19 protein-coding genes and 1 pseudogene are annotated in these 22267 nt (G+C 59.4%); 11 read left to right on the top strand and 9 right to left on the bottom strand.

Features of this window, described 5'->3' with window-relative positions; translation table 11 throughout:
- Nucleotides 1-68: 68 nt before the first annotated feature.
- The 4 genes from CLV97_RS01350 to CLV97_RS01335 form a co-directional block, all read right to left on the bottom strand.
- Nucleotides 69-1808, bottom strand: coding sequence for an ABC transporter ATP-binding protein (locus tag CLV97_RS01350; RefSeq protein WP_245891316.1), 1740 nt, complete (start codon nt 1806-1808; stop codon nt 69-71).
- On the bottom strand, nt 1801-3567 hold the full coding sequence (locus tag CLV97_RS01345) for an ABC transporter transmembrane domain-containing protein (protein WP_106343754.1): 1767 nt from the start codon (nt 3565-3567) through the stop codon (nt 1801-1803). Before CLV97_RS01345 ends, CLV97_RS01350 begins: the two co-directional genes overlap by 8 nt.
- Nucleotides 3568-3993: 426 nt before the next feature.
- On the bottom strand, nt 3994-4653 hold the full coding sequence (locus CLV97_RS01340; protein ID WP_106343710.1) for an MOSC domain-containing protein: 660 nt from the start codon (nt 4651-4653) through the stop codon (nt 3994-3996).
- A 48-nt stretch (nt 4654-4701) separates the two neighbouring features.
- Nucleotides 4702-5175 carry a MarR family winged helix-turn-helix transcriptional regulator gene (locus tag CLV97_RS01335; RefSeq protein WP_106343709.1) on the bottom strand — a complete coding sequence of 158 codons (474 nt, stop codon included), beginning with the start codon at nt 5173-5175 and terminating at the stop codon, nt 4702-4704.
- 150 nt (nt 5176-5325) lie between these two features.
- Between CLV97_RS01335 and CLV97_RS01330 the strand changes: the two genes are divergently transcribed.
- Both CLV97_RS01330 and CLV97_RS01325 read left to right on the top strand, forming a co-directional pair.
- Complete coding sequence (locus CLV97_RS01330; protein ID WP_106343708.1) at nt 5326-6639, top strand: FAD-dependent oxidoreductase; 1314 nt, start codon at nt 5326-5328, stop codon at nt 6637-6639.
- A 34-nt stretch (nt 6640-6673) separates the two neighbouring features.
- On the top strand, nt 6674-7870 hold the full coding sequence (locus tag CLV97_RS01325) for an FAD-dependent oxidoreductase (protein WP_106343707.1): 1197 nt from the start codon (nt 6674-6676) through the stop codon (nt 7868-7870).
- An 86-nt stretch (nt 7871-7956) separates the two neighbouring features.
- On the opposite strand, the gene dhaM is transcribed toward CLV97_RS01325, so the two are convergent.
- The 4 genes from dhaM to CLV97_RS01305 all read right to left on the bottom strand — a co-directional run bounded on the left by dhaM (nt 7957) and on the right by CLV97_RS01305 (nt 11498).
- Nucleotides 7957-8346, bottom strand: coding sequence for a dihydroxyacetone kinase phosphoryl donor subunit DhaM (gene dhaM, locus CLV97_RS01320; RefSeq protein ID WP_106343706.1), 390 nt, complete (start codon nt 8344-8346; stop codon nt 7957-7959).
- Nucleotides 8343-8972, bottom strand: a complete 630-nt coding sequence (dhaL, locus tag CLV97_RS01315) for a dihydroxyacetone kinase subunit DhaL (RefSeq protein ID WP_245891310.1) — start codon at nt 8970-8972, stop codon at nt 8343-8345. Before dhaL ends, dhaM begins: the two co-directional genes overlap by 4 nt.
- A 20-nt stretch (nt 8973-8992) precedes the next feature.
- A complete protein-coding gene (dhaK, locus tag CLV97_RS01310) occupies nt 8993-9985 on the bottom strand; it encodes a dihydroxyacetone kinase subunit DhaK (RefSeq protein ID WP_106343704.1) in 993 nt (330 codons plus the stop codon).
- 325 nt (nt 9986-10310) lie between these two features.
- Nucleotides 10311-11498 carry a LuxR C-terminal-related transcriptional regulator gene (locus tag CLV97_RS01305; protein ID WP_170070321.1) on the bottom strand — a complete coding sequence of 396 codons (1188 nt, stop codon included), beginning with the start codon at nt 11496-11498 and terminating at the stop codon, nt 10311-10313.
- Nucleotides 11499-11787: 289 nt separating this feature from the next.
- Between CLV97_RS01305 and CLV97_RS01300 the strand changes: the two genes are divergently transcribed.
- The 9 genes from CLV97_RS01300 to CLV97_RS01260 all read left to right on the top strand — a co-directional run bounded on the left by CLV97_RS01300 (nt 11788) and on the right by CLV97_RS01260 (nt 20773).
- Nucleotides 11788-12798: an alcohol dehydrogenase family protein gene (locus CLV97_RS01300; RefSeq protein ID WP_245891309.1), complete on the top strand. Its 1011-nt coding sequence runs from the start codon at nt 11788-11790 to the stop codon at nt 12796-12798.
- A gap of 83 nt (nt 12799-12881) precedes the next feature.
- On the top strand, nt 12882-14384 hold the full coding sequence (locus CLV97_RS01295; protein ID WP_106343701.1) for an aldehyde dehydrogenase family protein: 1503 nt from the start codon (nt 12882-12884) through the stop codon (nt 14382-14384).
- 283 nt (nt 14385-14667) lie between these two features.
- Entirely contained in the window at nt 14668-15201 is a 534-nt protein-coding gene (locus tag CLV97_RS01290) for a DUF6230 family protein (RefSeq protein ID WP_106343700.1), read from the top strand.
- An 18-nt stretch (nt 15202-15219) separates the two neighbouring features.
- Nucleotides 15220-15735, top strand: coding sequence for a DUF6114 domain-containing protein (locus CLV97_RS01285; RefSeq protein ID WP_106343699.1), 516 nt, complete (start codon nt 15220-15222; stop codon nt 15733-15735).
- Between the two features lie 66 nt (nt 15736-15801).
- Complete coding sequence (locus CLV97_RS01280; protein WP_106343698.1) at nt 15802-16833, top strand: HPr family phosphocarrier protein; 1032 nt, start codon at nt 15802-15804, stop codon at nt 16831-16833.
- A 358-nt stretch (nt 16834-17191) separates the two neighbouring features.
- Nucleotides 17192-17620, top strand: coding sequence for an SCP2 sterol-binding domain-containing protein (locus CLV97_RS01275; protein WP_106343697.1), 429 nt, complete (start codon nt 17192-17194; stop codon nt 17618-17620).
- 17 nt (nt 17621-17637) lie between these two features.
- Nucleotides 17638-18540, top strand: coding sequence for a R2-like ligand-binding oxidase (locus CLV97_RS01270; protein ID WP_106343696.1), 903 nt, complete (start codon nt 17638-17640; stop codon nt 18538-18540).
- A gap of 63 nt (nt 18541-18603) precedes the next feature.
- Nucleotides 18604-20370 (top strand): ABC1 kinase family protein, encoded by a 1767-nt coding sequence (locus CLV97_RS01265; RefSeq protein WP_245891308.1) that lies wholly within the window; start codon nt 18604-18606, stop codon nt 20368-20370.
- Between the two features lie 34 nt (nt 20371-20404).
- Entirely contained in the window at nt 20405-20773 is a 369-nt protein-coding gene (locus CLV97_RS01260; protein ID WP_106343695.1) for a hypothetical protein, read from the top strand.
- A 322-nt stretch (nt 20774-21095) separates the two neighbouring features.
- Here CLV97_RS01260 and CLV97_RS01255 read toward each other — a convergent pair.
- Nucleotides 21096-22260, bottom strand: a pseudogene (locus CLV97_RS01255) (iron-containing alcohol dehydrogenase).
- Nucleotides 22261-22267: the final 7 nt, after the last annotated feature.

Genomic DNA, 22267 nt, shown 5'->3' with positions numbered 1-22267 from the left:
GGGGGCTTTCGACTCCCGCATCACACAAGCCCCGTCAGGCTGTGTCCTTCCTCAGAGAGGGGAAGCCGTCAGCCCGCTTCCCCTTCCCCTTGTCCCTGCTGCAACAGATACATCTTGTGGTACAGTCCCTTCTTGTTCAGCAGCTCCTGATGGGTTCCCCGTTCGACGATCTCCCCCCGGTGCAAAACCAGGATCAGATCGGCGTCCTGGATGGTGGAGAGGCGATGGGCGATGGCGATGGTGGTCCGTCCCCGCCGCATCCGGGCCAGGGCTTCCTGGATCGCCTCCTCCGTCTCGGTGTCCACGCTGGCCGTCGCCTCGTCCAGCACCAGGATCTTCGGATTCAGAGCCATGGTGCGGGCAAAGGAGAGCAGCTGCCGCTGACCGCTGGAGAAGGTGGCTCCGCGTTCCCCGACGGGTTCGTCGTAACCCCGGGGAAGCCGGCGGATAAAGGAGTCGGCTTGAACGAACTTGGCCGCCTCCACCACCTCTTCGTCGGTGATGTCCGGGTTGTGGAGGCGGATGTTGCTCTTCACGTCCCCGACAAAGAGAAAGGCATCCTGCAGGACGAGGCCGACTTTGCTGCGCAGCTCCCGGTCGCTGTACCGTTTCAGGGGCACGCCGTCGATCAGGATTTCCCCGCGCTCCACCGGATAGAAGCGGAGCAGGAGGTTGCTGATCGTCGTTTTTCCGCTCCCGGTGTGGCCCACCAGGGCCACCGTCTGGCCGGGATGGGCGGTGAAGGAGATGTTTTTCAGCACGTCGGTCTTGCCGTCGTAGGAGAAGCTGACGTTTCGAAACTCGATCCGCCCCTCCCGGATGACGGGATCGCCTTCCCCTTCCTGGGTGGGGGCGAGCAGCCGCTGATCCATCAGCTCAAAGACCCGTTCCGCCGACACCACCGCCTGTTGCATCTGGGAGAGGCGGAACATGATCTGGTTGATGGGTTCGAAGAGGCGGTCCAAATAGTTGAGAAAGGCGTACAGGGTTCCGATCTCCACCACCCGGCTGAAGGACTGCACCCCGAAGAAACTGATCACGATCATGATCGCCACGACATAGAGGAAGTCCATCGCCGGCCGGACCAGCAGCCCGTTGATCTTGACGATTTTCATCATCGCTTCGTAGCGCCCCTGATTGACGCGGCCGAACTCCCGCCGCATTCGCTCTTCCTGCCGGAACGCCTGGATGATGCTCATCCCCTGGATCGATTCGTTCAGCCGGGCGTTGAGCTGGCTCAGCTTTTCCCGGGAGAGGCGATAGGCCTTGGCGCTGAAACGGCGGTAGGCCTGCATGATCAGGAGGATGACCGGCATCAGGACCAGGCAGAAAAGGGCGAGCCGGACGTCGAGGATGAACATGCCGACAAAGATGCCCAGGATCATGACGAAGTTCTGCACAAAGGTGGACAGCACGCTGATAAACAGTTCCTTGACCGCTTCCGTGTCGTTGGTGATCCGGGACACCAGGGAACCGCCCGGCGTCTTGTCGAAAAAGGCCAGGCCCAGGTGCTGCACCTTGGTGAATACGTCGATGCGCAGCTGGCGGATCACCCATTGGGCGATCTTGTGGAAGGTGAGGAGCTGAAAGTAGTTGATCCCCACCGATGCCAGGTGAAGCAGGAGATAAGTGGCGGCGAGTCCGACGATGATCGGCCAGTGGAAATCCCTGGGAACCAGGTGGTTGTCGATAAACACCTTGATCAGAATCGGTCCGGCCAGATCCGCCGCCGTCGCCGTCAGGAGGGCGACGAAGGCGAGGATCAGGGCCTTCCGGTGGGGCTTCAGATAGCCGAGCAATCTACGCATCACCACGGGTAACACCTCCCTGGGCAACCAGCGATTCCAGCTGCTGCCGCCGGTACATGGCGGCATACCAGCCGTTTTGGGCCATCAGTTGCTCGTGGGTTCCCTGTTCCCGGATCCGCCCGTTTTCCAGGACCAGGATGTGGTCCGCCTTTTCCACGGCGCTCAACCGGTGGGCGGTGATGATGGTGGTCCGGTTGGCCCGGTTGGCCCGCAGGGCCTGCAGGATGGCCGTTTCGGTCTTGGCGTCCACCGCCGACAGGGAATCGTCCAGGATCAAAATTTCCGGGTCGATGAGCAGGGCCCGGGCGATGGAGATCCGCTGTTTCTGCCCGCCGGACAAGGTGACTCCCCGTTCGCCGACCACGGTGTCGTAGCCCTTGGGGAACTGAAGGATATCCTCGTGAATGCAGGCCAGGCGGGCGGCCCTTTCAATTTCCTCCCGGGTGGCGTCCGGTTTGCCGAAGGCGATGTTCTCGGCGATGGTGGCCGAGAAGAGGAAGTGATCCTGGGGAACGTATCCGAAGGCCTTTCGCAGGGAGCCCAGCCGGAAGCGGGTGACGGGAATGCCGCCGATGCGGATCGCACCCTCCTCGACATCGAATTCCCGCAGGAGCAGGCGGCAGAAGGTGGTTTTGCCGCTCCCCGTTCTCCCCACGATCCCCAGGGTCTGTCCCGGCTTCAGGTCGACCGAAATGTTCCGAAGGGCGGGCTCTTCCTTGTCGGGATAGGTGAAGGCGGCGATTTGAACGCTGATATCCCCCGTCGGAACTTGATCCAGGGCATCCTCCCGGTCAGTGATGTCCGGCCGGATGGCGAGCAGCTCCCGGACCCGGTCATAGGAGGCCCGGCCGCGCTCCATGATGTTGATCAGCATGCCGAAGGCCAGCATCGGCCAGATCAGATGACCCAGATAGATGGTGAACTGGGTGAGTTTCCCGATGGTGATCCGGTCCTGAATCACGAGATAAGAGCCGAAGGAAACCGCCAGGAAAAAGGAGAGGCCGACAATCAGGGCGATGGTGGGATCGAAAAGGGCGTCCACCCGGGCCACGGCGATGTTTTTCTGCGTGACATCGGAAGTCAGCTTCTCAAAATCCCGCTTTTCCGCCTCTTCCTGTCCGAAGGCCTTTACCACGCGGATGCCGGAGATGTTTTCCTGCACCTTGTCGTTGAGGGTGGAAAAGGCTTCTTGGGCCTTGTGGAACCGCTGGTGGATCAGGTTGCCGTAATGGCTGGTGGCCCAGGCCATGAGGGGCATGGGCAACAGGGCGACCAGCGTCAGCTGCCAGTCGATGAAGAAGGCCATGGTAAAGACGACCGCGCCGCCCATAAACAACGAATCCACCAGGGTGAGCACGCCGTCGCCGGCGGTCAACTCGATCGCTTCGATGTCGTTCGTGGCGTGGGCCATCAGGTCCCCGGTACGGCGCTGATGGAAGAACCGCGGCGAAAGGAGCGTGTAATGGTTGTACAACCGTTGCCGCAACAAGCGTTCCAGCCGGAAACCCGCCCCGAAGAGCAGTATGCGCCAAATGAAGCGCAAGATATAAAGAACGATGGCCGTCAGGCCCAGGAGCAACAGCCACTTACCCAGTTCCCCTGGGGTGAGACTCCGCTGTTTGATCGCGTCGACGATGAGTCCGACGGCATAAGGAGGGAACAGTTCCAGCAGGGCGACCACAAAAAGCGTCAGGATGCCCAACCCGTAATGGAGTCGTTCTCGTTTGAAATACCACCACAGATCGCGAAAGATACTCATACCGTGTCCATTTCCTTTCGGTTGGGAGTATTCAAAAAGGAAGAAAGAAAAAGCCACAGGAATCTTCCCATGGCTGAAAAGACATGAAAAGCCACGGGCGCGCGAAGAGCAGACACCCGTGGCCGGTTTAGCCGTTTAATCGAATAAAAGGGGGAGATCAAACCTGAACCGCTCCGGGAAAGGCTGCTTCGCGCCGCAGGATGTCGGATCGGAAAGAAGTGCTCGGTGAATGATGATGGGTTGCATTGGCGCGTGCCTCCTTTCTTTCAAGCGGTTTCCATAAACAGTTTACGGAAAATGACCGGAATTGTAAAGATGGAAATTTCGGGTTCAGGTTTTGCGCGGTGAAACCGATTTGGCCTGAACCCGGAAACCGCCTCTGATGTCGCGCACCGGTCTGCTGTCGGATCTTCCACGTTAGGGATCCTATCGGCTCCCCTCTTCCGCCCGCTTGGACAGGGTGCGGACCCAGCTTTCCGACAGCAAGGGACAGGCGGCCAGCTGCGCCGCCGATTCCCGGTCCTTCCGGCGATGGTACATGATTTCGTTGCACCGGGAGATGGTCCACTGTGGATAGGGCCGATCGAGAAGGATCACTTCCGTGCCGGCCTCCACGTATCCTTCCTCCAGCACGCGATAGTACCAACCGGTCCTGCCCGTGTTCTGCATCCGGAGGGTCAGATCCCGGATGTTCCAGCGGCGGGCCGGTTTCCAGCAGGGCTGCCGGGGTTGGGACACCTGCACCACCGCTTTCCCGATGCGGTAGGTGTCCCCGATGCACACCGCTTCTTCGGTTTGGCGGGAGATGACAAAATTCTCCCCCGTCGCTCCGGGGGTGAAATGAGAAAGATCGAGTTCCTTCCGCCACAGGGGATAATGGGCCTCCGCATAGGCCAGGACGGCTTTGTCGGGACCCCCGTGGTGTTTCAGATCCGCCTGCCCGTCCCCGGCCAGGCCGGTTTTTCCCAGCCAAACCGGGCCGTCCGCCGGCTCTTTGCAGATGCCGCTCCGCCACGTCGGCGTCGAACCCCCTCCCAGGTCCCGGGGCTTTCCCGTCAGAATGCTGACCAGCCTAACATCTTCCATTTGCGATTCCTCCCTGGAGACCGGATTGCCGGAAGGCCCCGGATGCGTTTAACGGGTTTTTTTGAGCCGGTCCGATTCCTCCTCCATGACCCGCATGGACTGCTGAAGGAAATCGATCAAGAGTTCCAGTTCCTCATCCTGATACCGTGAGCACAGTTGATTCATGGACTGCTGCAGGGATTCGAAGATCGGTCCGATTTTCTGTTCCGCCTTTTCCATGAGGGGGCGCACGATGACGCGCCGACGATCCTTCGGATCCCGTTCGCGCCGGGCAAAACCGGCTTTTTCGAGGCGGTCGATGACCGTGGTGATGGCGCCGGTGGAAAGGCCGGTCAACTCGGACAGCCGTCCGGCGGTGATCGGACCCGTATTGGCGAGCAGCCCCAGACATTTGTGATCCGTCACGTTGAGCCCGAGCTTTTCGGCGACGGTTTGGTGGAAGAGGATCACCCTCAGGCTGTATTCCTGCATCAGACTGCCGGTCAAATGTTGGAGCAATTCCTCCCGTGTACCCGTTGACATGGTATCGGCCTCCTGTTAGAATGTAAATATCCCGATAATCGAGATAATTAATTTTCGTGATGATTATTTTTCGCAATAAGATTTTTGATTAAACCCATTATACCAAACGAACGATCATCACGGAGCGCATCAATCTCGGGAGGGTTCATCATGTCGACGACTTCGCCCCATGTGCTCATCATCGGAGGGGGCATCGGCGGATTGTGTCTGGCCCAGGGGCTGAAAACGGCGGGGATTCGCGCGACGGTCTTCGAACGGGACCGATCCCCCGCGTCACGGATCCAGGGATACCGGATTCACATCAATCCCGAGGGGAGCCGCGCCCTTAAGGCATGCCTGCCTCCCCGCCTTTTTGAAGTTTTTTTGGCCACGTCAGGGAAAGGGGACAGCTACAGTTTCTTCACCGAAAAAATGGAGGAATTGCTGTCTGTCGGTAACGCGTCGGAGGCTCCGGATCCGGTCGACAGTCACAAATCGGTGAGCCGGATCACCCTGCGGCAGGTATTGCTCGCCGATTTGGGCGACCGGGTGCGCTTCGGCAAGAAGTTCACCCATTACGAGGAGGCGGACGACGGCCGGGTCATCGCGTTCTTCGAGGACGGTTCTTTCGCCGCGGGGGATCTGCTCGTCGCCGCCGACGGCGTGCATTCAAGGGTCCGCAGGCAATTCCTGCCCCATGCGGATGTAATCGACACGGGGGTCCGGGCGGTGATGGGAAAACTTCCGCTGACGGAGGAAACGAGATCTCTGCTTCCTCCCCGTCTCTTTGAGGGTCCCGCTTCCATCCTGGCACCCAACGGACATTGCATGTTCATCGCGGTGCACGAATTCGGCGACAGTCCCGAGGGCTTGCCGGGTTTCACCGAAGAGGACGGGAACCCCGTCGCGCTTCCGCCCGGCCTGTTACACGATAACACGGCGGACTTCGCCATGTGGGGGTTCAGCGCCCGGAGGGATAAGTTCGGGTTGTCGGGGGAGTTGAAGGACCTTGACGGAACCATCCTCCGCCGCGTCGTCCTGGAGATGATTGCTGACTGGCACCCCAACCTGAAGCGCCTCGTCCGCTTCACCGATCCGTCCGCCATCACCCCGGTGGCGATCCGCAGCTCCGTGCCAATTGCCCACTGGGGCACGAAAAACATCACCCTGATCGGAGACGCCATTCACAGCATGACCCCGTTTCGCGGCATCGGTGCCAACACGGCCCTCAAAGACGCCGCCCTCCTGTGCCGAAATCTGATCGCCGCCCATTGCGGAGAGAAATCGCTTCTCCAGGCGGTTCACGATTACGAGGTGGAAATGATCCGCTACGGTTTCGAGGCGGTCAAGAACTCCTTGCGGGCCATGAACCAGGCCGTGTCCGACAATGCTTTCGCCCTGGGGACGGTCAAGACCCTGTTCCGCCTCGTCAACGCCATCCCTCCCCTGAAACGGAGGATGTTCAAGGATCAGGGGAACAAGTAACGCCCATTTCCGAATATTGAGGGGGGTATGAATCATGAAAAAACGGAAGGCTCTCATTATCGGCGGCGGAATCGCAGGTCCCGCGCTGGCCCTGTTTCTCAAGCGGGCGGGCATCGATGCGGTGGTATACGAGGCAAAGCCCTCTCCTTCACGGTATGCCGGCCTGTTTCTGAACGTGGCTCCCAACGGCCTGGACGTTCTCAGGACGCTGGGCATCGATCAAACCCTGACCGAGAAGGGGTTTCCCTTCGCCCGCATGGTGATGATCAGCGGGAGGGGCAAGCGCCTCGGCGAAGTGTATAACGGTTCCAGGGGGAGACACGGGATCATCATCAAGCGGTGGCTGTTGCAGGAGGCGATCCATGGGGAGGCGGTCCGTCAGGGCATCCGGGTGGAGTACGGCAAGAAACTGGAGGATATTGAATGGTCCGCGGGCGGAGGAGTCGTCGCCCGGTTTGAGGACGGAACGGAGGCGGAGGGCGACTTTCTGGTGGGGTGTGACGGCATCCATTCCCGTACGCGCCGGGTTGTCTTTCCCGAAGCTCCCGCCCCCGCTTACACCGGCCTGCTCAGCTGCGGCGGGTTCACTCACAGCCTGACCCTCTCCCCGACGCCGGGGGTTCAGAGGATGATCTTCGGCAAGAAGGCCTTTTTCGGATATCTGGTGAAGCCGTCCGGAGAGATTTACTGGTTCAGCAACCTCCCGTATCCCGAGGCGACGACGCGCGGGGCGCTGAGCGGATTGTCCAACGACGAGCGGCGGGAGATGTTGCTTGAGTGGCACGCGGAAGATCCCCACCCGGTCCGGGAGATCATCCGTTCCACCGAAGGGGAAATCGGCATGTACCCGATTTACGATGTTCCCTTTCAACCCGCCTGGCACCGGGGGCCCGTGGTCCTGATCGGGGACGCGGCCCACGCCACCTCGCCCCACGCAGGGCAGGGTGCTTCCATGGCCCTGGAGGATGCGATTGTCTTGGCCCGGTGCCTCCGGGATCTGCCCGATCCGTCCGAAGCTTTCGCCGCCTACGAAAGCCTGCGCAGACAGCGGGCGGAAAAGGTGGTCCGGTATTCGCGGAGCATCGGCAACAACAAGGCCGTGTCCAATCCGATCCTGCTCTGGCTGCGGGATATGACCATGCCCTTTTTCCTCAAGCTGTTTGCCAGCCCCAATGCCCACGACTGGCTTTACTCCTACCGGGTCGATTGGGAGGAGCGGGTCCGGGCGTAAGAAAGGGAGCCCTTGGCACGCCAAGGGCTCCCTTCTCGTTGCATTTCGGGATGGTCGCGGGTTCCCGGACGAACTTCCGCCGGGCTTTAAAGCTTTTTCATGTTTTTCGCTTTCCGGGCCTTTTGCAGCACGGTCTCAAGGGAGCTGCCGCATCCCGATTCCACTGCGGCCACATAGGAGCCTTCAACCAGCGGTGCATCGGCGATGCGCACCCTGTCCGGTTCGTCCAGCCCTTCGATGGCCATTTCCGCGTTGAGCAAGGCGCTGCCCAGGTCGATGAAGACCGCAACCCCCTTTTCGGAACGGACCGACTCGATGGCTGCAGCGATCTTTTCCATGCTCGTGCCGATTTCACCCTCGTTTCCTCCGCCGGCGGCCGCGATGGGGACGTGGGGCTGAACCTGCTTGAGCAGTTTTTTCAGCCCTTCCGCCAGCTCCGCGCTGTGGGAAACCAGTACGATACCGACGAAACTCATCCTGCGGTTTCCTCCCTTGTCATCGTCCCGGACAGCGCTTCAAACAGATAGTGGCTGGAGACCGCCCCCGGGTCGAGATGGCCGACGGAACGCCGGCCGAGATAAGCGGCCCTTCCCTTTTTGGCTTCGAGGTTCCGCGTGGACTCCATCTGCTTGAGGGAACATTGGAGCAGGGCTTCCCAGGACAACCGGTCACCCTGCTGTACGGCAAGGTCGGCCACCGGCTTCCACACGTCCAGCATCGTCTTGTCTCCCACCCGGGCTTTTCCCCTCATCTGAATGCCGTCGGCGGCTTCGGCCAGTGCCCGGGCAAACTCCTCCGGCGCGGCTTCCACCTTGTCCTTCAGGGCGGTGGACATTTTCAGGAAGGCGGTCCCGTATAGGGGACCCGAAGCGCCGCCCACCTTGGACAGCAGGGTCATCGCCACATTCTTCAGCAGGGCGCCGATGTCCGGAGCGGACTGATCGGAGAGGTTCTTGGCCACCTCCTGAAAGCCCCGGGCCAGATTGATGCCGTGGTCGCCGTCGCCGATGGCCTGATCCAGCTGCGTCAGATAAGCCTTCTTTTCCTGCAGGATGCGGTTGGTTTCGATGAGCCACGATTCCACCTGTTTCAGCGTAATCAACGAATCCGCGCCTCCTTGATTCATTGGTTCCACGCCGCGGTCCGGGCGGGGGCGTCCAACAGGTCGGTCAATTCCTCATCCAGTTTGAGCAGGGTGAGGGAACAGCCGGCCATCTCCAGGGAGGTCATGTAGGGACCGACAAAGGTTCTGTGGACGGCGATGCCCCGTTCCTTCAGCAGTTCGGAAACGGTCTTGTTCACGATATACAGTTCCATCAGCGGCGTCGCCCCGAGCCCGTTGATCATGACGGCCGCCTTTTCGCCGGACGAGAGCGGAAGGTCCTCGAGAATCCGCTCGAGGAGGGTGCGGGCCGTCTCCTCCGCCGTCATCAGTTTGGAGCGGTAGACGCCGGGTTCTCCGTGGATCCCCAGACCGATTTCGATCTCGTCCTCCCCCAGCTGAAAACCGGGAGTTCCCGCCGCCGGTACGATGCAGGGGGTGAGGGCCATTCCCATGCTTCGGACCTGCCGGATCACCTTGTTGGCGACCTCCTCCACCTGTTCCAGGGAGGCGCCGCGGGAGGCCAGGGCGCCGGCGATCTTGTGGACGAAGACGGTTCCGGCAATCCCGCGGCGGCCCGTCGTGTAGGTGCTGTTTTCGACGGCCACGTCGTCGTTGACGACCACCTTTGCCACGCGGATGCCCTCCGCTTCAGCCAATTCCGCCGCCATTTCGAAGTTCATCACGTCACCGGTGTAGTTTTTGATGATGAGGAGAACCCCGTTGCCGCTGTCCACCGCCTTGATCGCTTCCAACACCTGATCGGGAGTGGGGGAGGTGAACACCTCACCCGCCACCGCCGCATCCAGCATTCCCTTTCCCACATACCCCGCATGGGCGGGTTCATGGCCGCTTCCGCCGCCGCTGACCAGGCCCACCTTTCCGGAAACGGGGGCGTCGGCCCGGACGATGACTTGCGTGCCGGGCAAGTTTTTGAGATGGGGATGGGCGGCCACCATGCCGTCCAGCATGTCCCGCACCACCTGCTCAGGCGAATTGATCAGCTTTTTCACATCGATTCCCCCTCGTCCAAGGATGGCAACGCTTACATGAGCTGGCAAAGCGTGAAAAGCTTCCTGCAAGGAAAGAGGTCACAAGGGCGCTTTCCGCGAACGCAGGCAAAATATTTTAAATGAAAATCCTTTTATATTTTTCGTTCTCTGAAAGTTGGGAGAAACCCTTCCGAACGTCCCCCGTTCCCTGAAGAGGCGGAAGGGCAGCGGAGATGGGTTTTCCTTCAACGGCGAAGTCATCGCTTCCGGTTTTCCGGCGACATCGGAGCTCTTCCGATCATGGGGACAAAGACCCCGCCCTCCGCCGCGATGATCGCCAGAATGGCTATCGGATCCACTGTTTCCGCAGGGCGATCGCGACCGCTTCGGCCCGGTTTTTCGCGTCCAACTTCTTTAAAATGGTATGGGCATGTTCCGCGGCGGTGTGCTCGCTGATATGCAGTTGGGCGGCGATGGATTTGGTGCTGTGCCCTGCGGCGATCAGCTGCAGGATTTCCCGTTCCCGGTTGCTGAGGACGGAGGGATTGTGGAAACGGGGCGGCCGGGACGGGTTCAGCTGGGCTTCCAGGGCCTTGGAGGTCCTCTGGATGAGCGCGTGGAGGATTTCCATTCGCCGGTGTTCCGGTCGGAAGTGCCGCCCGTCCTGGTCCAGGAGCAGGAAGCCGAGGGGGAAGGGATCCTTCCCGTACAGGGGGGCCACCACCAGGGAGGTGACCCGGAAGTTTTCGATGTGGTGAGCGGGAAGATAATTCTTTACGTCCTGGAGATAGATGGGTTTCTTCTCCCGCAGCACGTATTTCAATCCGGGGATGTTGTAGTCCAGCTCGCGGATGCGGCGGATGACGTCCAAATCGATGTTGTGCGAATAGATCCCGTCCAGGGAACGGGTGATGGGCGTGTACCAGAAAAGTGCGGCCCGCGCAAAGCCGGCGATGCGGCAGATTTCCCGGACGGAATAGGAGAGGATGTCCTCCGGCCCATTCAGGGTGAGGAGCGCCTCGTCATACCGGATGATGGCTTCGTAAAGCTCCATCTGCCCTTCCTCAAAGGCGGTGTCGGAATTTGACGCCCCGGATGCTTCGCCGTGATTCCGGGGAAAAACGGACTCGCCTAAAAAGGAGGAAAATGCCATATTCAATAAAGAGGAATGAATCCAGCGATAACCGACATGGATATCCAGGGCGGAGTTTTGCAAAATCAGCTCCACGGCGATCTCTTCCAGCATGCTGACAATGAGGACCATGTGGCTGGGACGAAGGGTGTCGGAACGGGAAAGAAACAGTTTCCGCATCTGGCGGGCCCCGGCCGCGGGATCGGAAAGCAGACGGTCCAGCCGCTCCAGCAGGAATTGGAACACTTCATTGACCGCGCTCTTCTCCTCCTCGGAGAGGGGAAGGGTCGACAGCTTCAACCGCCAACGGGTCTGGCTCTCCGGGTAGCCCTGGGCCAGTGTATCCAGAATTTGTTGTACCTCTTTTTGAGTCAAAAAGGGTGTAGGCAAAAAAGTCATCATGGCGCACCCTTCTTTATACGGCATAAGAATTATTTGTTGATAATTACAAATTATTTGGTTCTATTCCGTTTGTCAAGCTGACACCCCACATTTATGGGGGTGACAATCCCCTCATCCATGGGATGTAGATCAATTTGGATCAGTGTTATCTTTCAAAATAGGAGCAATCCTTTTCTTCGGCACGGAAAGTTCTCATGGAGAAAGGAGGGGGCGCTTTCTCCCCTGGAAGGAGCGGGGGAGCCTGCGCGTATTTCTCATGAAAGCGGTCACATTCCATGGTGTTGGCGACGTGAGAGTGGAAACGATGCCCGATCCGGAAATCCTGGAACCGACGGATGCGATCATCCGGGTGCAAACGGCGGCGATTTGCGGTTCCGATTTGCATCTTTATCACGGCACCATTCCCGGACTTCTCCCCGGATCGGTCATCGGGCATGAATATGTGGGCGTGGTGGAGGAAACGGGCTCCCAGGTCCGCCGCTTTAAGAAGGGAGACCGCGTCGTGGGAGCGTTTCACGTGGCCTGCGGCTCTTGTCCCATGTGCCGGCGCGATCTCTATCATCAATGCACGAGCGGCGGGGTGCTGGGATACGGGGTCGCCTTCGGCAATTTGCAGGGAACCCAGGCCGAATACGCGCGGATCCCCTATGCCGACGAGACGCTTCGGCGGGTTCCGGAGGAATTGACCGACGAACAGGCCCTCTTTTCCGGAGATATCCTGACCACGGCGTACGGGGCGGTGGTCAACAGCGGGCTCAAGCCGGGGGAGACGGTGGCGGTGATCGGCTGCGGTCCCGTCGGGATCATGGCGGTGCAGAGCGCCCTGGTCCTGGGGGCTTCCCGGGTCTTCGCGGTCGATCTGCTGAAGGAGAGGACGGCCCTGGCTGAAAAACTGGGCGCCGTGCCGGTGCCGGCCGGGGAAGTGAACCCCGTTTCCCACATCACCCGGATGACCGACGGAGAAGGGGTTGACGCGGTGATCGAGGCGGTGGGCGGATCGAAGACCATCCAGCTGGCCTTCGAACTGGTTCGGGGAGGGGGGCGCATCTCCGCCATCGGAGTCACCTCCGAAAGCACCTTTGAGTATCCCCTGATGAACAGCCTGACGAAGGATATCACCTTCCGGATCGGGTTGGCCAACATCCACCGGGATATCGACACCACCCTGTCATTGGTGCGGAGCGGGCGAATCGACCCCACCGTGGTGATCAGCCACCGCCTGCCCCTGGAGCAGGCTCCCGAAGGGTATCGCCTCTTTGATCAGCGCAAGGCGAGCAAGGTGATTCTGCAGGTGACGTGATTTCCCCCGATTTGCAGGTGCGGGAAAGCTTCGGCAACGGTCGGAGAGACGGATTTTGAATGGGCCGGGGGTGTATTCGTAACATGGAAGATTTGACATCGACACTGGAGCTTCCTTCCGTTTTGCCCTCTGTGCGGGACTTTATCCGGGGCGGAACGAAGAAACTGTTGATCCACGGGCGGTGGGTGCCCTCCAAGGCGGAACGCACCTTCAGCACCCTTGATCCGGCCACCGGAGAGCCCTTGGCATTTCTGTACGAAGCGGACGAGGGCGACGTGGATGAAGCGGTCCGTTCGGCGAGAAGGGCTTTGGAGGGCCCCTGGAGCCGGATTTCTCCGGCCGAGAGGGGCCGGCTGCTCTGGAAGCTGGCGGATCTGATCGAGGAGAACGCCGACGAGCTGTGCCAGCTCGAATCCCTGGACACCGGCAAGCCCCTTACGGAGACGTCGGTGGCGGATATCCCTTTGACCGTGGAGCAATTCCGCTATTTCGCCGGTTGGGCCACGAAGCTGACCGGAGATGTGCTGCCCGTCTCCTTTCCCGGAAGTTATTTGGCGTATACCCGTCGGGAACCCGTAGGCGTCGTCGGTGCGATCGTTCCGTGGAATTTTCCGCTCCTGATCTCCTCGTGGAAATTGGCTCCGGCGCTTGCCTGCGGCAACACGGTGGTGTTGAAGCCGTCGGAGATCACGCCGTTGACGGCGATCCGGCTCGGGGAGCTGATTCAGGAAGCGGGGTTTCCTCCGGGCGTTGTCAACATCGTTCCGGGTTACGGTCCGCGTGCCGGTTCCGCGCTGGTGAGGCATCCGGATGTGGATAAGATCACCTTTACCGGGTCGAACCGGGTCGGGAAAGAGATTGTTCGCGCCGCGGGGGACGACTTCAAGCGGGTCACCCTGGAGCTCGGCGGGAAGTCCCCCAACATCGTTTTCCCCGATGCCGATCTGGAGGCGGTGGCCGGCGGCGTCATGATGAGCATTTTCTTCAACCAGGGGGAAGTGTGCAGCGCCGGATCCCGGATGTACGTTCACCGGGACGTGTATGAGGACGTGCTGGAAGCCGTGGTGGAGAAGGCCAAGTCGATCCGGCAGGGGCCCGGCGTCGACTGGATGACCCAGATGGGGCCGCTCGTCAGCCGGCAACACATGGAGCGAGTGCTCGGGTATATTCAGCGGGGAATTGACGAAGGGGCGAAACTGCTCACCGGCGGTGAAAAGGGCGAAGGTCAGGGGTATTTCGTCAAGCCGACGGTGATGGAGGCCGAAGACGAGATGACGATCGCACGGGAAGAAATTTTCGGCCCCGTGCTGGCGGTGATGCCCTTCGAGGAATTGTCCGACGTGGTGAAAAGGGCCAACGCGACGAAATACGGACTGGCCGCCGGCGTCTGGACCCGCGACCTCAAAAAGGGAATCCAGGTGGCCCACGCTCTCCGCGCCGGAACCGTGTGGGTGAACGGATACAACCTGATGGATCCCACCAGTCCGTGGGGAGGCTTCAAGGAGAGCGGATGGGGGCGGGAAAAAGGGAAGGAAGCCCTCGAGCATTTCACGGAGGTTAAGAGCATCTGGCTCAATATTCAGTAACCTCCGTTTTCCGGGAAGGGAGGTGATGCTCGGGGGAAGGGACGGTGAACAGGCCCTTCCCGAATGGCTTGTCGCAGACAGCGGATGATGTCAAGCCGACCGTCTCTCCTGTTGTCTAAACCTTCCTTCGATACGGATTGTTGCAACAAATGGGGTCTGAATTTCCTTCCTTGTCGCTCGCAATTTCACCGAGACTCGGGTTTGAACTGCGTCGTGCGTGCTAGAAGGTAGCCGGCCAAAACGAACGCTTAATCGATCCGCCGAACCAAAAGGAGGTTGTGCGATGTATCGGTGGAAGAAGTTTTGGATCAGTATGTCGGCCGCCCTCGCCCTGCTTCTCGCCATGGGCATCGGCATCTGGACCGGTGGCGTCGCCCTGGCCATGCCGGTGGCCGGAATCGGAGGGTTTATTGTCGAGGCCGACGAGATTCAGATCACCAACTTCAAGCTGTTGCCCAAAATCGGGCAGACGAGCGATAGATCCGTTTATCCCCAGGCCAGCTCCAGCCTGGACGGCGTGATCAAAGGGATGAAACTGTACAAGGACTTCGAACTGGGGTCCTTAAAGGCCCGCGTTCTGATTACGGCGTCCAAGGATGTGAAGGCGTCGGGACTGGTTCTGGACATGACCCGGATGACCGCGGATTCCTCTTTCAAAAAACTGAAGGTGGAGGAAAAGTACAGCACCAATCCCCTGGAGAAAATCAGCCTGTCCGCGCCGACGTTGAACCTGAAAAATGTGAAGATCCGGGGTCACTACCTCTTTGCCAACAGCATCTCGATTCCGGGCATGACGCTGGATGTTTCGCTCAAGTAAGCGCGAAAGGTGAGCCGAATGGAAAAGATCGCGGAACAGAGGTTGTCCCATGAGCCACCCGGCGAGGGTGGCTCCCCCGTACCAACGGGGCGGTCAGCGCCGAAACGACGGCCGAAGGCGGGTCTGATCCTCGTCATCCTGGCCGGGCTCATCATCCTGTGGATACCGGTCAACCTGTACTGGTTGGCCTTTGTGCCCGGAAGCTTCGCCTTTACCGGGCTTCTCTTCGGGACGATGGTCCTCCTGTGCGGCATTCTCGGTTGGATCATGCCGCAGTATGTGCGGTTGCTCGGTGTTTTTGCCATGGTGCTGTCGATCATCTCCATTATGGGAGCTCTCGGCGGCCTGTTGATCGGAACGGTGCTGGGGGTCGTCGGAGGATCCCTCTGCGCCGCCTGGGATCCGGACGGAAAGCGATCCCTCGGGAAGAGCGGGAAAGCGGGCGAAAGAAGGCGCTGGATGCGGACGCGAAAAGAGAAGAAGCCCGAGTGGCCGATTGTCGCCAAGGCGGAGAACGAAGGCGGCGCCGATTGAGGCGAAGGGTTTCATGGTTGTGAAGGTTGTGGGGAAGCAACCCGGACGAAGGGGGTGAACCCGCTTTTGAAGCTTTTCAGGCGAATCTGCAAGAAGGCCTTTTTGTTGACCGGCCTTCTGACGCTGGCCCTGCTTCCCTTTTTCGGGGGAGCCGCACCGGCTCATGCGGCCGACTGGAGTCAAGGGGTGGTGATCCGGGCCGACCGGATCGAAATCAAGGGTTTGCTCCCGCTTTTGGCCATCGGGAATGACGGCGGGCCCGTGTTGCGGATGATTGCCGGGGAAGCGAAAGTCTACGGCATGAAGATGGCGGCCGCCCATCAAGGCCGCGGTTGGGGAATGGAGATCGCCGACGGAGGCGTGGTGCCGATCCGCGGGCTGCAAGCGGATGCCACGGCCCTGGGTTTTCGCATCAAAGGCCTTCCGATACAGATCGGTGACTCCATTCCTTCCATCGTTCTTCATGATGTCTTCATGAAGGTGGATCGGCTGGAAGCGAAACAGATCGACCTGCACGGACTCGAAATGAGCACCCAACCCGGGGTCTCCCTGAAACCGGACGGCCCTGTCCTGGATCTCCGTCCCTTTGCCCAGTCCTCCCGGAAAGAGATGGAGGAAGAGATCAACGAGCGCCTGCGTGAAATGTCGACGACGCCGACGAAGGACGAAGATTCGGAGGCGAAGGACGGGGAGAAGGAAGGAGAAGAAAAACCGTCCGGGGATGAAAAAGGAGACGGCGTTTCCGATGAGACGGATAACCCGGCAGAGGGTCCCGGTTCCGGATCGGAGGATCCGAATCAAACCGAACCGCCCCCGGCCGGCGGAGAGCCGCCCGATGATTCAGGCGCCGTCATTGAAGAAAAGGTGAAGCTGGCGAAGACGATCGGGCTGGTTCGCGCGCGCGAGCTGGTGAAAGAAGTCAAAAAATATGACGCCTCGGTGATGATCAAGAAAGGGAAGAAGGCGGTCAAGGCCGACGACTACTGGGCGGTGGTCGGGCTGGGTCTGTTCCGGGGAACGGAAATTGTCCTTTCGGCGGAGGGGAATGCGTCCAGACAGGCCGTCGACGCGCTCGTGCGGTATTTGACGAAAAAATAGATGAAAGCCTTGCCGGGGGCAATCCTTTTTTGACAAATATGAAGGAATAATCAGACAAGACGAAGAAGAAAAAAAGAAGGGCCGAAGGCGGGTGAGAAAACGGACAGCCGTTTTCCCTGTCATCTTTCCCTTGCCGGAGGTCCTTCCGCCCGGTATTTTCCGAAGAAACGGTCGGTGAAAGGTTCCGGGGAAAACCCGTGCCCCTGTTGATACCAGTACGTACTCGTATCCATTTGGGGGGTGATACGAAAGAAGTTGTAACATGCCATTTAAGCCTTTTTGTCGAAGCGGCGGAGATTGCGTGCCCGCGGTCCAATCGTTTCATCGGAGATTGATCATCGAAAGGGAGTGGATAGGGATGGCATATGAAGCGTTTACGGAGGAATGGGCGAAGGAATGGGCCAAACATTTGAACCAAAACCAAAACTATCGGAAGGTGGCCTCGACCTGGGAGTGGCCTTTGGTGTTGAAAGTGGAAAAGGATGAGTCCGTCGGTTTGGACGAAGACCGGGCCATCTATCTGGATCTGTGGCACGGGGAGTGCCGCGAGGCCCGGGCGGCGACGGAGGAGGATCTGGAAAAGGCTCCGTACGTGGTCAGTGCCGATCCCTACACGTGGAAATTGATCTTTGAGCGGAAGCTGGAGCCCGTTTCGACTCTGATGCGCGGCAGGTTGAAGCTGGTAAAAGGGGATATGTCCACCCTGTCCGGTTATGTGATGGCGGCCAAATATCTGTTGGAGGATGCGCTGAAAGTGGATACGGAAATTCCTGAAGCCCTGAAATGAGAGGGGAGGAAAAAAACATGCGCGTGATGCAGACCACCAGCGAGAGGGGCCTGGATCATTCCCTTCTGCCCATGCGTTTGTATCACAAGGCCAAAAAGTTGGGGGTTTGGGATCCGAGAGACATCGATTTGACCCAGGACAAAAAGGACTGGGAAAAATTTGATGATGTGGAAAAGGAAATGACCCTGCGCCTGTGCGCCATGTTTCAGGCCGGCGAGGAAGCGGTCACCCGGGATTTGCTTCCCCTGATCCAGGTGATTTCCAACGAGGGACGGCTGGAAGAGGAGATGTACCTGACCACCTTCCTCTTCGAAGAGGCGAAGCACACCGAGATCTTTCGCCGTTTTCTGGACGAGGTGGGCGATGTCCCCGAGAAGGACTTGTCCGTGTATCACCTGGACAATTACCGGAAAATGTTTTACGAGTATCTGCCGCAGGCCATGGAGCGGTTAAATCACGATCCCTCCCCGGAGGCGCAGGCGGAGGCGTCCGTCACCTACAACATGATTGTGGAAGGCGTTCTGGCGGAGACGGGGTATTACTCCACCTTCCAATCCTACAAACGGCTCGGCATCATGCCCGGGACCGTCCAGGCCTTCCATTACCTGCAGCGGGATGAATCCCGTCACATCGCCTACGGCGTATATCTTCTGCAGCGCCTCATCATCGAACACGACGTGTGGGATGTGATCCAGAAGCGGATGGAGTTCCTCCTGCCGGTGGCCATCGGCGTGGTGAACGAATTGATCAATCAGGTGGATGAACTCCCCTTCGGGCTGGATAAGGAAGAGATGACCCAATACGCCATGAAACAGTTCGACATCCGGATGAGCCTGTTGGAACGGGCGCGCGGAAAATCGGTGAAGGATCTCTCCAGCTTGAGTGAAGAGACGATGAAGACGGTGAAGGAAGAGTTCTGAGCAACGGAGTGAACGTCGGGCGGTGCGGAAACATCTCCGCGCCGCCAAAGGGGGGATATCGCGGTGGCAACTCCGGTCCCGAAGGATCAGGAAGAGAAATCTGCGGTGACGGCGGAGCGGTTCTCCGCGGAGGAAAAGGAAAAGATCCGGCAGGAGATTTGGAAGATGCGGAGGGCCATCACAAGGGGCGGACGCTTTCGATCCATCGCAGGAGTCATGGCCAAACACGGGCTGCTTTATTTGTTGACGGACCGGAGGATGTTTCGTTGGTTTCCGGGCAAGAGGACCACGCCGGAGGAAGATCAGGAACTGAAGCGGATCGGCCGTCGCCTTCGCCTCGCCTTTGAGGAATTGGGTCCCACTTTCATCAAGCTGGGACAGGTGCTGGTCACCCGGCAGGAATTGATCCCGGAACCTGTTACGGCGGAGCTGGCCAAGTTGCTGGATGAGGTTCCCCCGATGCCCTTCCGGTATATGGCCTACGTCATGGATGAGGAGTTGCCCGAGGGTCTGGACACCTTCGAATGGATCGACAGGGAACCGATCGGTTCCGCCTCGTTGGCCCAGGTTTACCGGGCCCGAATGAAGGACGGGCGCATGTGCGCGGTCAAAGTGGTTCGTCCCCATGTGGGAAAGCTGTTTCAAACGGATATTGCGGTGATCCGGAAATTCGCGAGGCGTGTTCACAAGCTTCTCCCTCCCGAGTGGGCGGCGGCCGTCGATCTGCCGGGATTGGTCGACGATTATTACAGCAGTTCGATGAATGAGCTGGATATGCGCTCCGAGGCGCGAAACATGGAGGAACACGGCCGGCTCGGCGAGGAGTTTGAAACAATCGGCGTTCCCGAAGTTTATCACGCGACTACATCCGTGTTGGTGATGGAGTATGTGGACGGGTGGAATCTGAAGGAGTTTCCGGTCGATTTTCTCACCTTTGAAGAGCGGTTTGAACGGATGATGGACCTGGCCCACTACTATATCAAGACCTTCACCGAAGGGTATTATCACGCCGATCCCCACGGCTCCAACCTCATCCTGGACCGCCATACCAAAAAGGTGATCGGCATCGACTGGGGCATGGTGGGTCGCCTGGATGCCCTGCACACCGAAGCGATTTTCCGGATGTTGCTCCACATCCGGCTGAATCAGGCGGAGGACGCCGCGGAGGCTGCATTGGACATTGTCCAGCCGACCCCGTATACGGATCCCGTCCGCCTGAAGGATGAGATTCGAACGGTCTTTATCCGATACGTCAATAGTGAACAGGGGAGCAAGTACAACTGGGGCAACCTGCTGATTCAGGCGATCACCGTCGCCATGCGCAACTACTGCCGGATTCCCAACGGCCTGGCCCTGTGGGCCAAGGGATTTTCGGCGGCGGAGGGAACAGCCCGGTGGCTGTGTCCCGAGATCAGCTATCATGTGGTGCTGGAGTCGGCTGACGTGCAGATTCTTCGCCGCTGGCTGGGGCGTCGATTCAACTATCGGGCCAACGCCAGCTGGATCACGGAGGCCGCCAAGCTCGTCGCCACCCTTCCGCGCCGGATCAACAAGATCCTGGAGAAGCTGGCCTGGAACGATTGGAAATGGGTGGTGGTGAATCGTCTGGACGATGATTCCGCCCGCCTGTTGAACCGGATGGTGAACCGCATCACTCTGGGCATGATGGCCAGCGGGCTGTTCGTGGGCAGTTCCCTGCTTCTTTCCTTCGGAGGCGAGCAGGTGCTTTCGATTCCTTCCCTTCGCTGGCTGGCGGTGAGCATGCTGTGGGGTTCGGCGATCACCGCCCTGTATGTGGTGTGGCGAGTGATCCGTTCCAAGAGAGCTTGACCCGATGCGGACGGCAACCGGATGGAGGGATCGCATGGGAAATGAAAAGATGACCATGGAACAGCGGATTGAGGCTTTCTACCGACAGAGCGGCGGGCCGAACAACGACCGGATACCGGAACTGCTGGAGAAACATCTTCTCGACGGAAAGGATCACGGGATGCCCGGCTACAGGGAGACCTTTGAAGACGGCATCATGGATGTGGTGCTGAACGATCCCAGCCTGTTGCTCCTTTACGAGCGGATTCAGCGCTGGCGGCTGAAAAGGCGGTCGGAGAGCGGAGACGTCGTTTCCCTGAAAGAGAGGATTGAATCCCTGGAGCGGGAAGTGGCCCGGCTGAGGGAGACGATCGACCGGCTGATCCGGGAGCAGGAAACGGCAAGGGAATCAAAAAGCCCGTAGGCTTGTGAAAAGGACGAACGGTTTCCAGGTTCACGTGTTGGAGGGACCGATTTTCCGAGAAGCGACCCCTGCTGCATGGAGCCGAGGCGGGAAAAACGGTCCCCACCAACCATCCCCAGCGGATGCCGAAGAGGGTATACCGCTTCGTTTTGCTCGCATGGCGGCTCAGGCCCCTCTCCCGACAATATCGGCACGGAGTCAGTCCCGGCGCATGCCGGGATTTTTCCGTTTGGGAGAGGTTTAATCTGTCGGCCCTTTCGCAAGTATTTAAAGAACAAACCGCCTCACCCCTTTTCGGGTGAGGCGGTGTGACGAACGGGAATCACAGCGACATCCTCAAAATTTGCAGGACATCCTCCCTTTCCAAGGGGCGAAGGCGTCCGAAGGGACCGGCGTACATCGCTTTGTCGGCCAGAAGGCCCAGGGCATCCTCGCCGATGTTGTAGTCGGCCAGCCGCGCCGGGGCGCCGAGAGCGCTCCAGAAGGCACGCAATCGATCGATCCCCTCGAGGGCGATCTCCCGGTCTTCTTTTCCGGACGGGTCCACCCCGAAGACGCGAGTGGCCAACTGGAGGAACTTGGGGAGGGCAGTGCCCTTTTCCACCATGTAGCGCATCCAGTTGGGAAACAGGATGGCCAGCCCTGCACCGTGGGGAATGTCGTAGACCGCCGAGACGGCGTGTTCCAGGTTGTGGGTTGCCCAATCACCCCTCATGCCCATTTTGAGTACGCCGTTCAAAGCCATCGTTCCACAGAGCATGATGGTTTCCCGGTATTCATAGTTTTCCAGGTCGTTCACCAGTTTGGGCGCCGTTTCGATCACCGTCGTCAGAATGGACTCGGCAAACCGTTCCTGCAGGGGAACGTTGGGTGACGGGCTGAAGTATTCCTCAAAGGCGTGGGACATCATGTCGACGATGCCGTACACCGTTTGTTCTTTCGGAACGCTGAAGGTGTGGACCGGATCGAGGATGGAAAACCGGGGATAGACCAGCGGGGATCCCCAGCCGATCTTTTCCTTGGTCTCCCAATTGGTGATCACCGAAATGTGGTTCATTTCCGAGCCGGTCGCCGCATGGGTCAGCACCGTTCCCAGGGGAAGAGCGTCTGCAGGCTCCGCCTTTCGGGAGATGATCTCCCACACGTCCCCTTCGTACTTTGCCCCGATGGCGATCGCCTTGGTGCAGTCGATGACGCTTCCGCCCCCCACCGCCAAGAGAAAATCAATCCCCTTCGTGCGGCAGATCTCCACCCCCCGATGAACGGTGGAGAGGCGCGGATTGGGTTCCACTCCGGGGAGCTCATGCATCTCGGCGCCGATCTCATCCAGCAGGGACAAGGTCTTTTGATAGATGCCTTCGCTTGATGCTTCCGCCCCCGTAGACGAGAAGGATCTTTCCGCCCCGGGGCAGTTCGGTTTTCAACGCTTCCAGCTTTCCTTTTCCGAAGATCAGTTTGGTAGGATTGCGGAACACGAAGCTGTCCATCCGGTGG

The organism is Planifilum fimeticola, assembly GCF_003001905.1.
Taxonomy (GTDB): domain Bacteria; phylum Bacillota; class Bacilli; order Thermoactinomycetales; family DSM-44946; genus Planifilum; species Planifilum fimeticola.
Note: the sequence above shows the minus strand (reverse complement) of the source record. Positions and strands in the feature narration are given on the sequence as shown.

Bases quoted from the DNA above. Each gene is read 5' to 3' on its own strand.
- CLV97_RS01290 (WP_106343700.1), top strand. From the start codon at position 14,668: ATGTATCGGTGGAAGAAGTTTTGGATCAGTATGTCGGCCGCCCTCGCC.
- CLV97_RS01305 (WP_170070321.1), bottom strand. From the start codon at position 11,498: ATGATGACTTTTTTGCCTACACCCTTTTTGACTCAAAAAGAGGTACAA.
- CLV97_RS01270 (WP_106343696.1), top strand. From the start codon at position 17,638: ATGCGCGTGATGCAGACCACCAGCGAGAGGGGCCTGGATCATTCCCTT.
- CLV97_RS01325 (WP_106343707.1), top strand. From the start codon at position 6,674: ATGAAAAAACGGAAGGCTCTCATTATCGGCGGCGGAATCGCAGGTCCC.
- CLV97_RS01285 (WP_106343699.1), top strand. From the start codon at position 15,220: ATGGAAAAGATCGCGGAACAGAGGTTGTCCCATGAGCCACCCGGCGAG.
- CLV97_RS01335 (WP_106343709.1), bottom strand. From the start codon at position 5,175: ATGTCAACGGGTACACGGGAGGAATTGCTCCAACATTTGACCGGCAGT.
- CLV97_RS01350 (WP_245891316.1), bottom strand. From the start codon at position 1,808: ATGCGTAGATTGCTCGGCTATCTGAAGCCCCACCGGAAGGCCCTGATC.
- CLV97_RS01275 (WP_106343697.1), top strand. From the start codon at position 17,192: ATGGCATATGAAGCGTTTACGGAGGAATGGGCGAAGGAATGGGCCAAA.
- dhaM (WP_106343706.1), bottom strand. From the start codon at position 8,346: ATGAGTTTCGTCGGTATCGTACTGGTTTCCCACAGCGCGGAGCTGGCG.
- CLV97_RS01340 (WP_106343710.1), bottom strand. From the start codon at position 4,653: ATGGAAGATGTTAGGCTGGTCAGCATTCTGACGGGAAAGCCCCGGGAC.
- CLV97_RS01260 (WP_106343695.1), top strand. From the start codon at position 20,405: ATGGGAAATGAAAAGATGACCATGGAACAGCGGATTGAGGCTTTCTAC.
- CLV97_RS01295 (WP_106343701.1), top strand. From the start codon at position 12,882: ATGGAAGATTTGACATCGACACTGGAGCTTCCTTCCGTTTTGCCCTCT.
- CLV97_RS01330 (WP_106343708.1), top strand. From the start codon at position 5,326: ATGTCGACGACTTCGCCCCATGTGCTCATCATCGGAGGGGGCATCGGC.
- CLV97_RS01345 (WP_106343754.1), bottom strand. From the start codon at position 3,567: ATGAGTATCTTTCGCGATCTGTGGTGGTATTTCAAACGAGAACGACTC.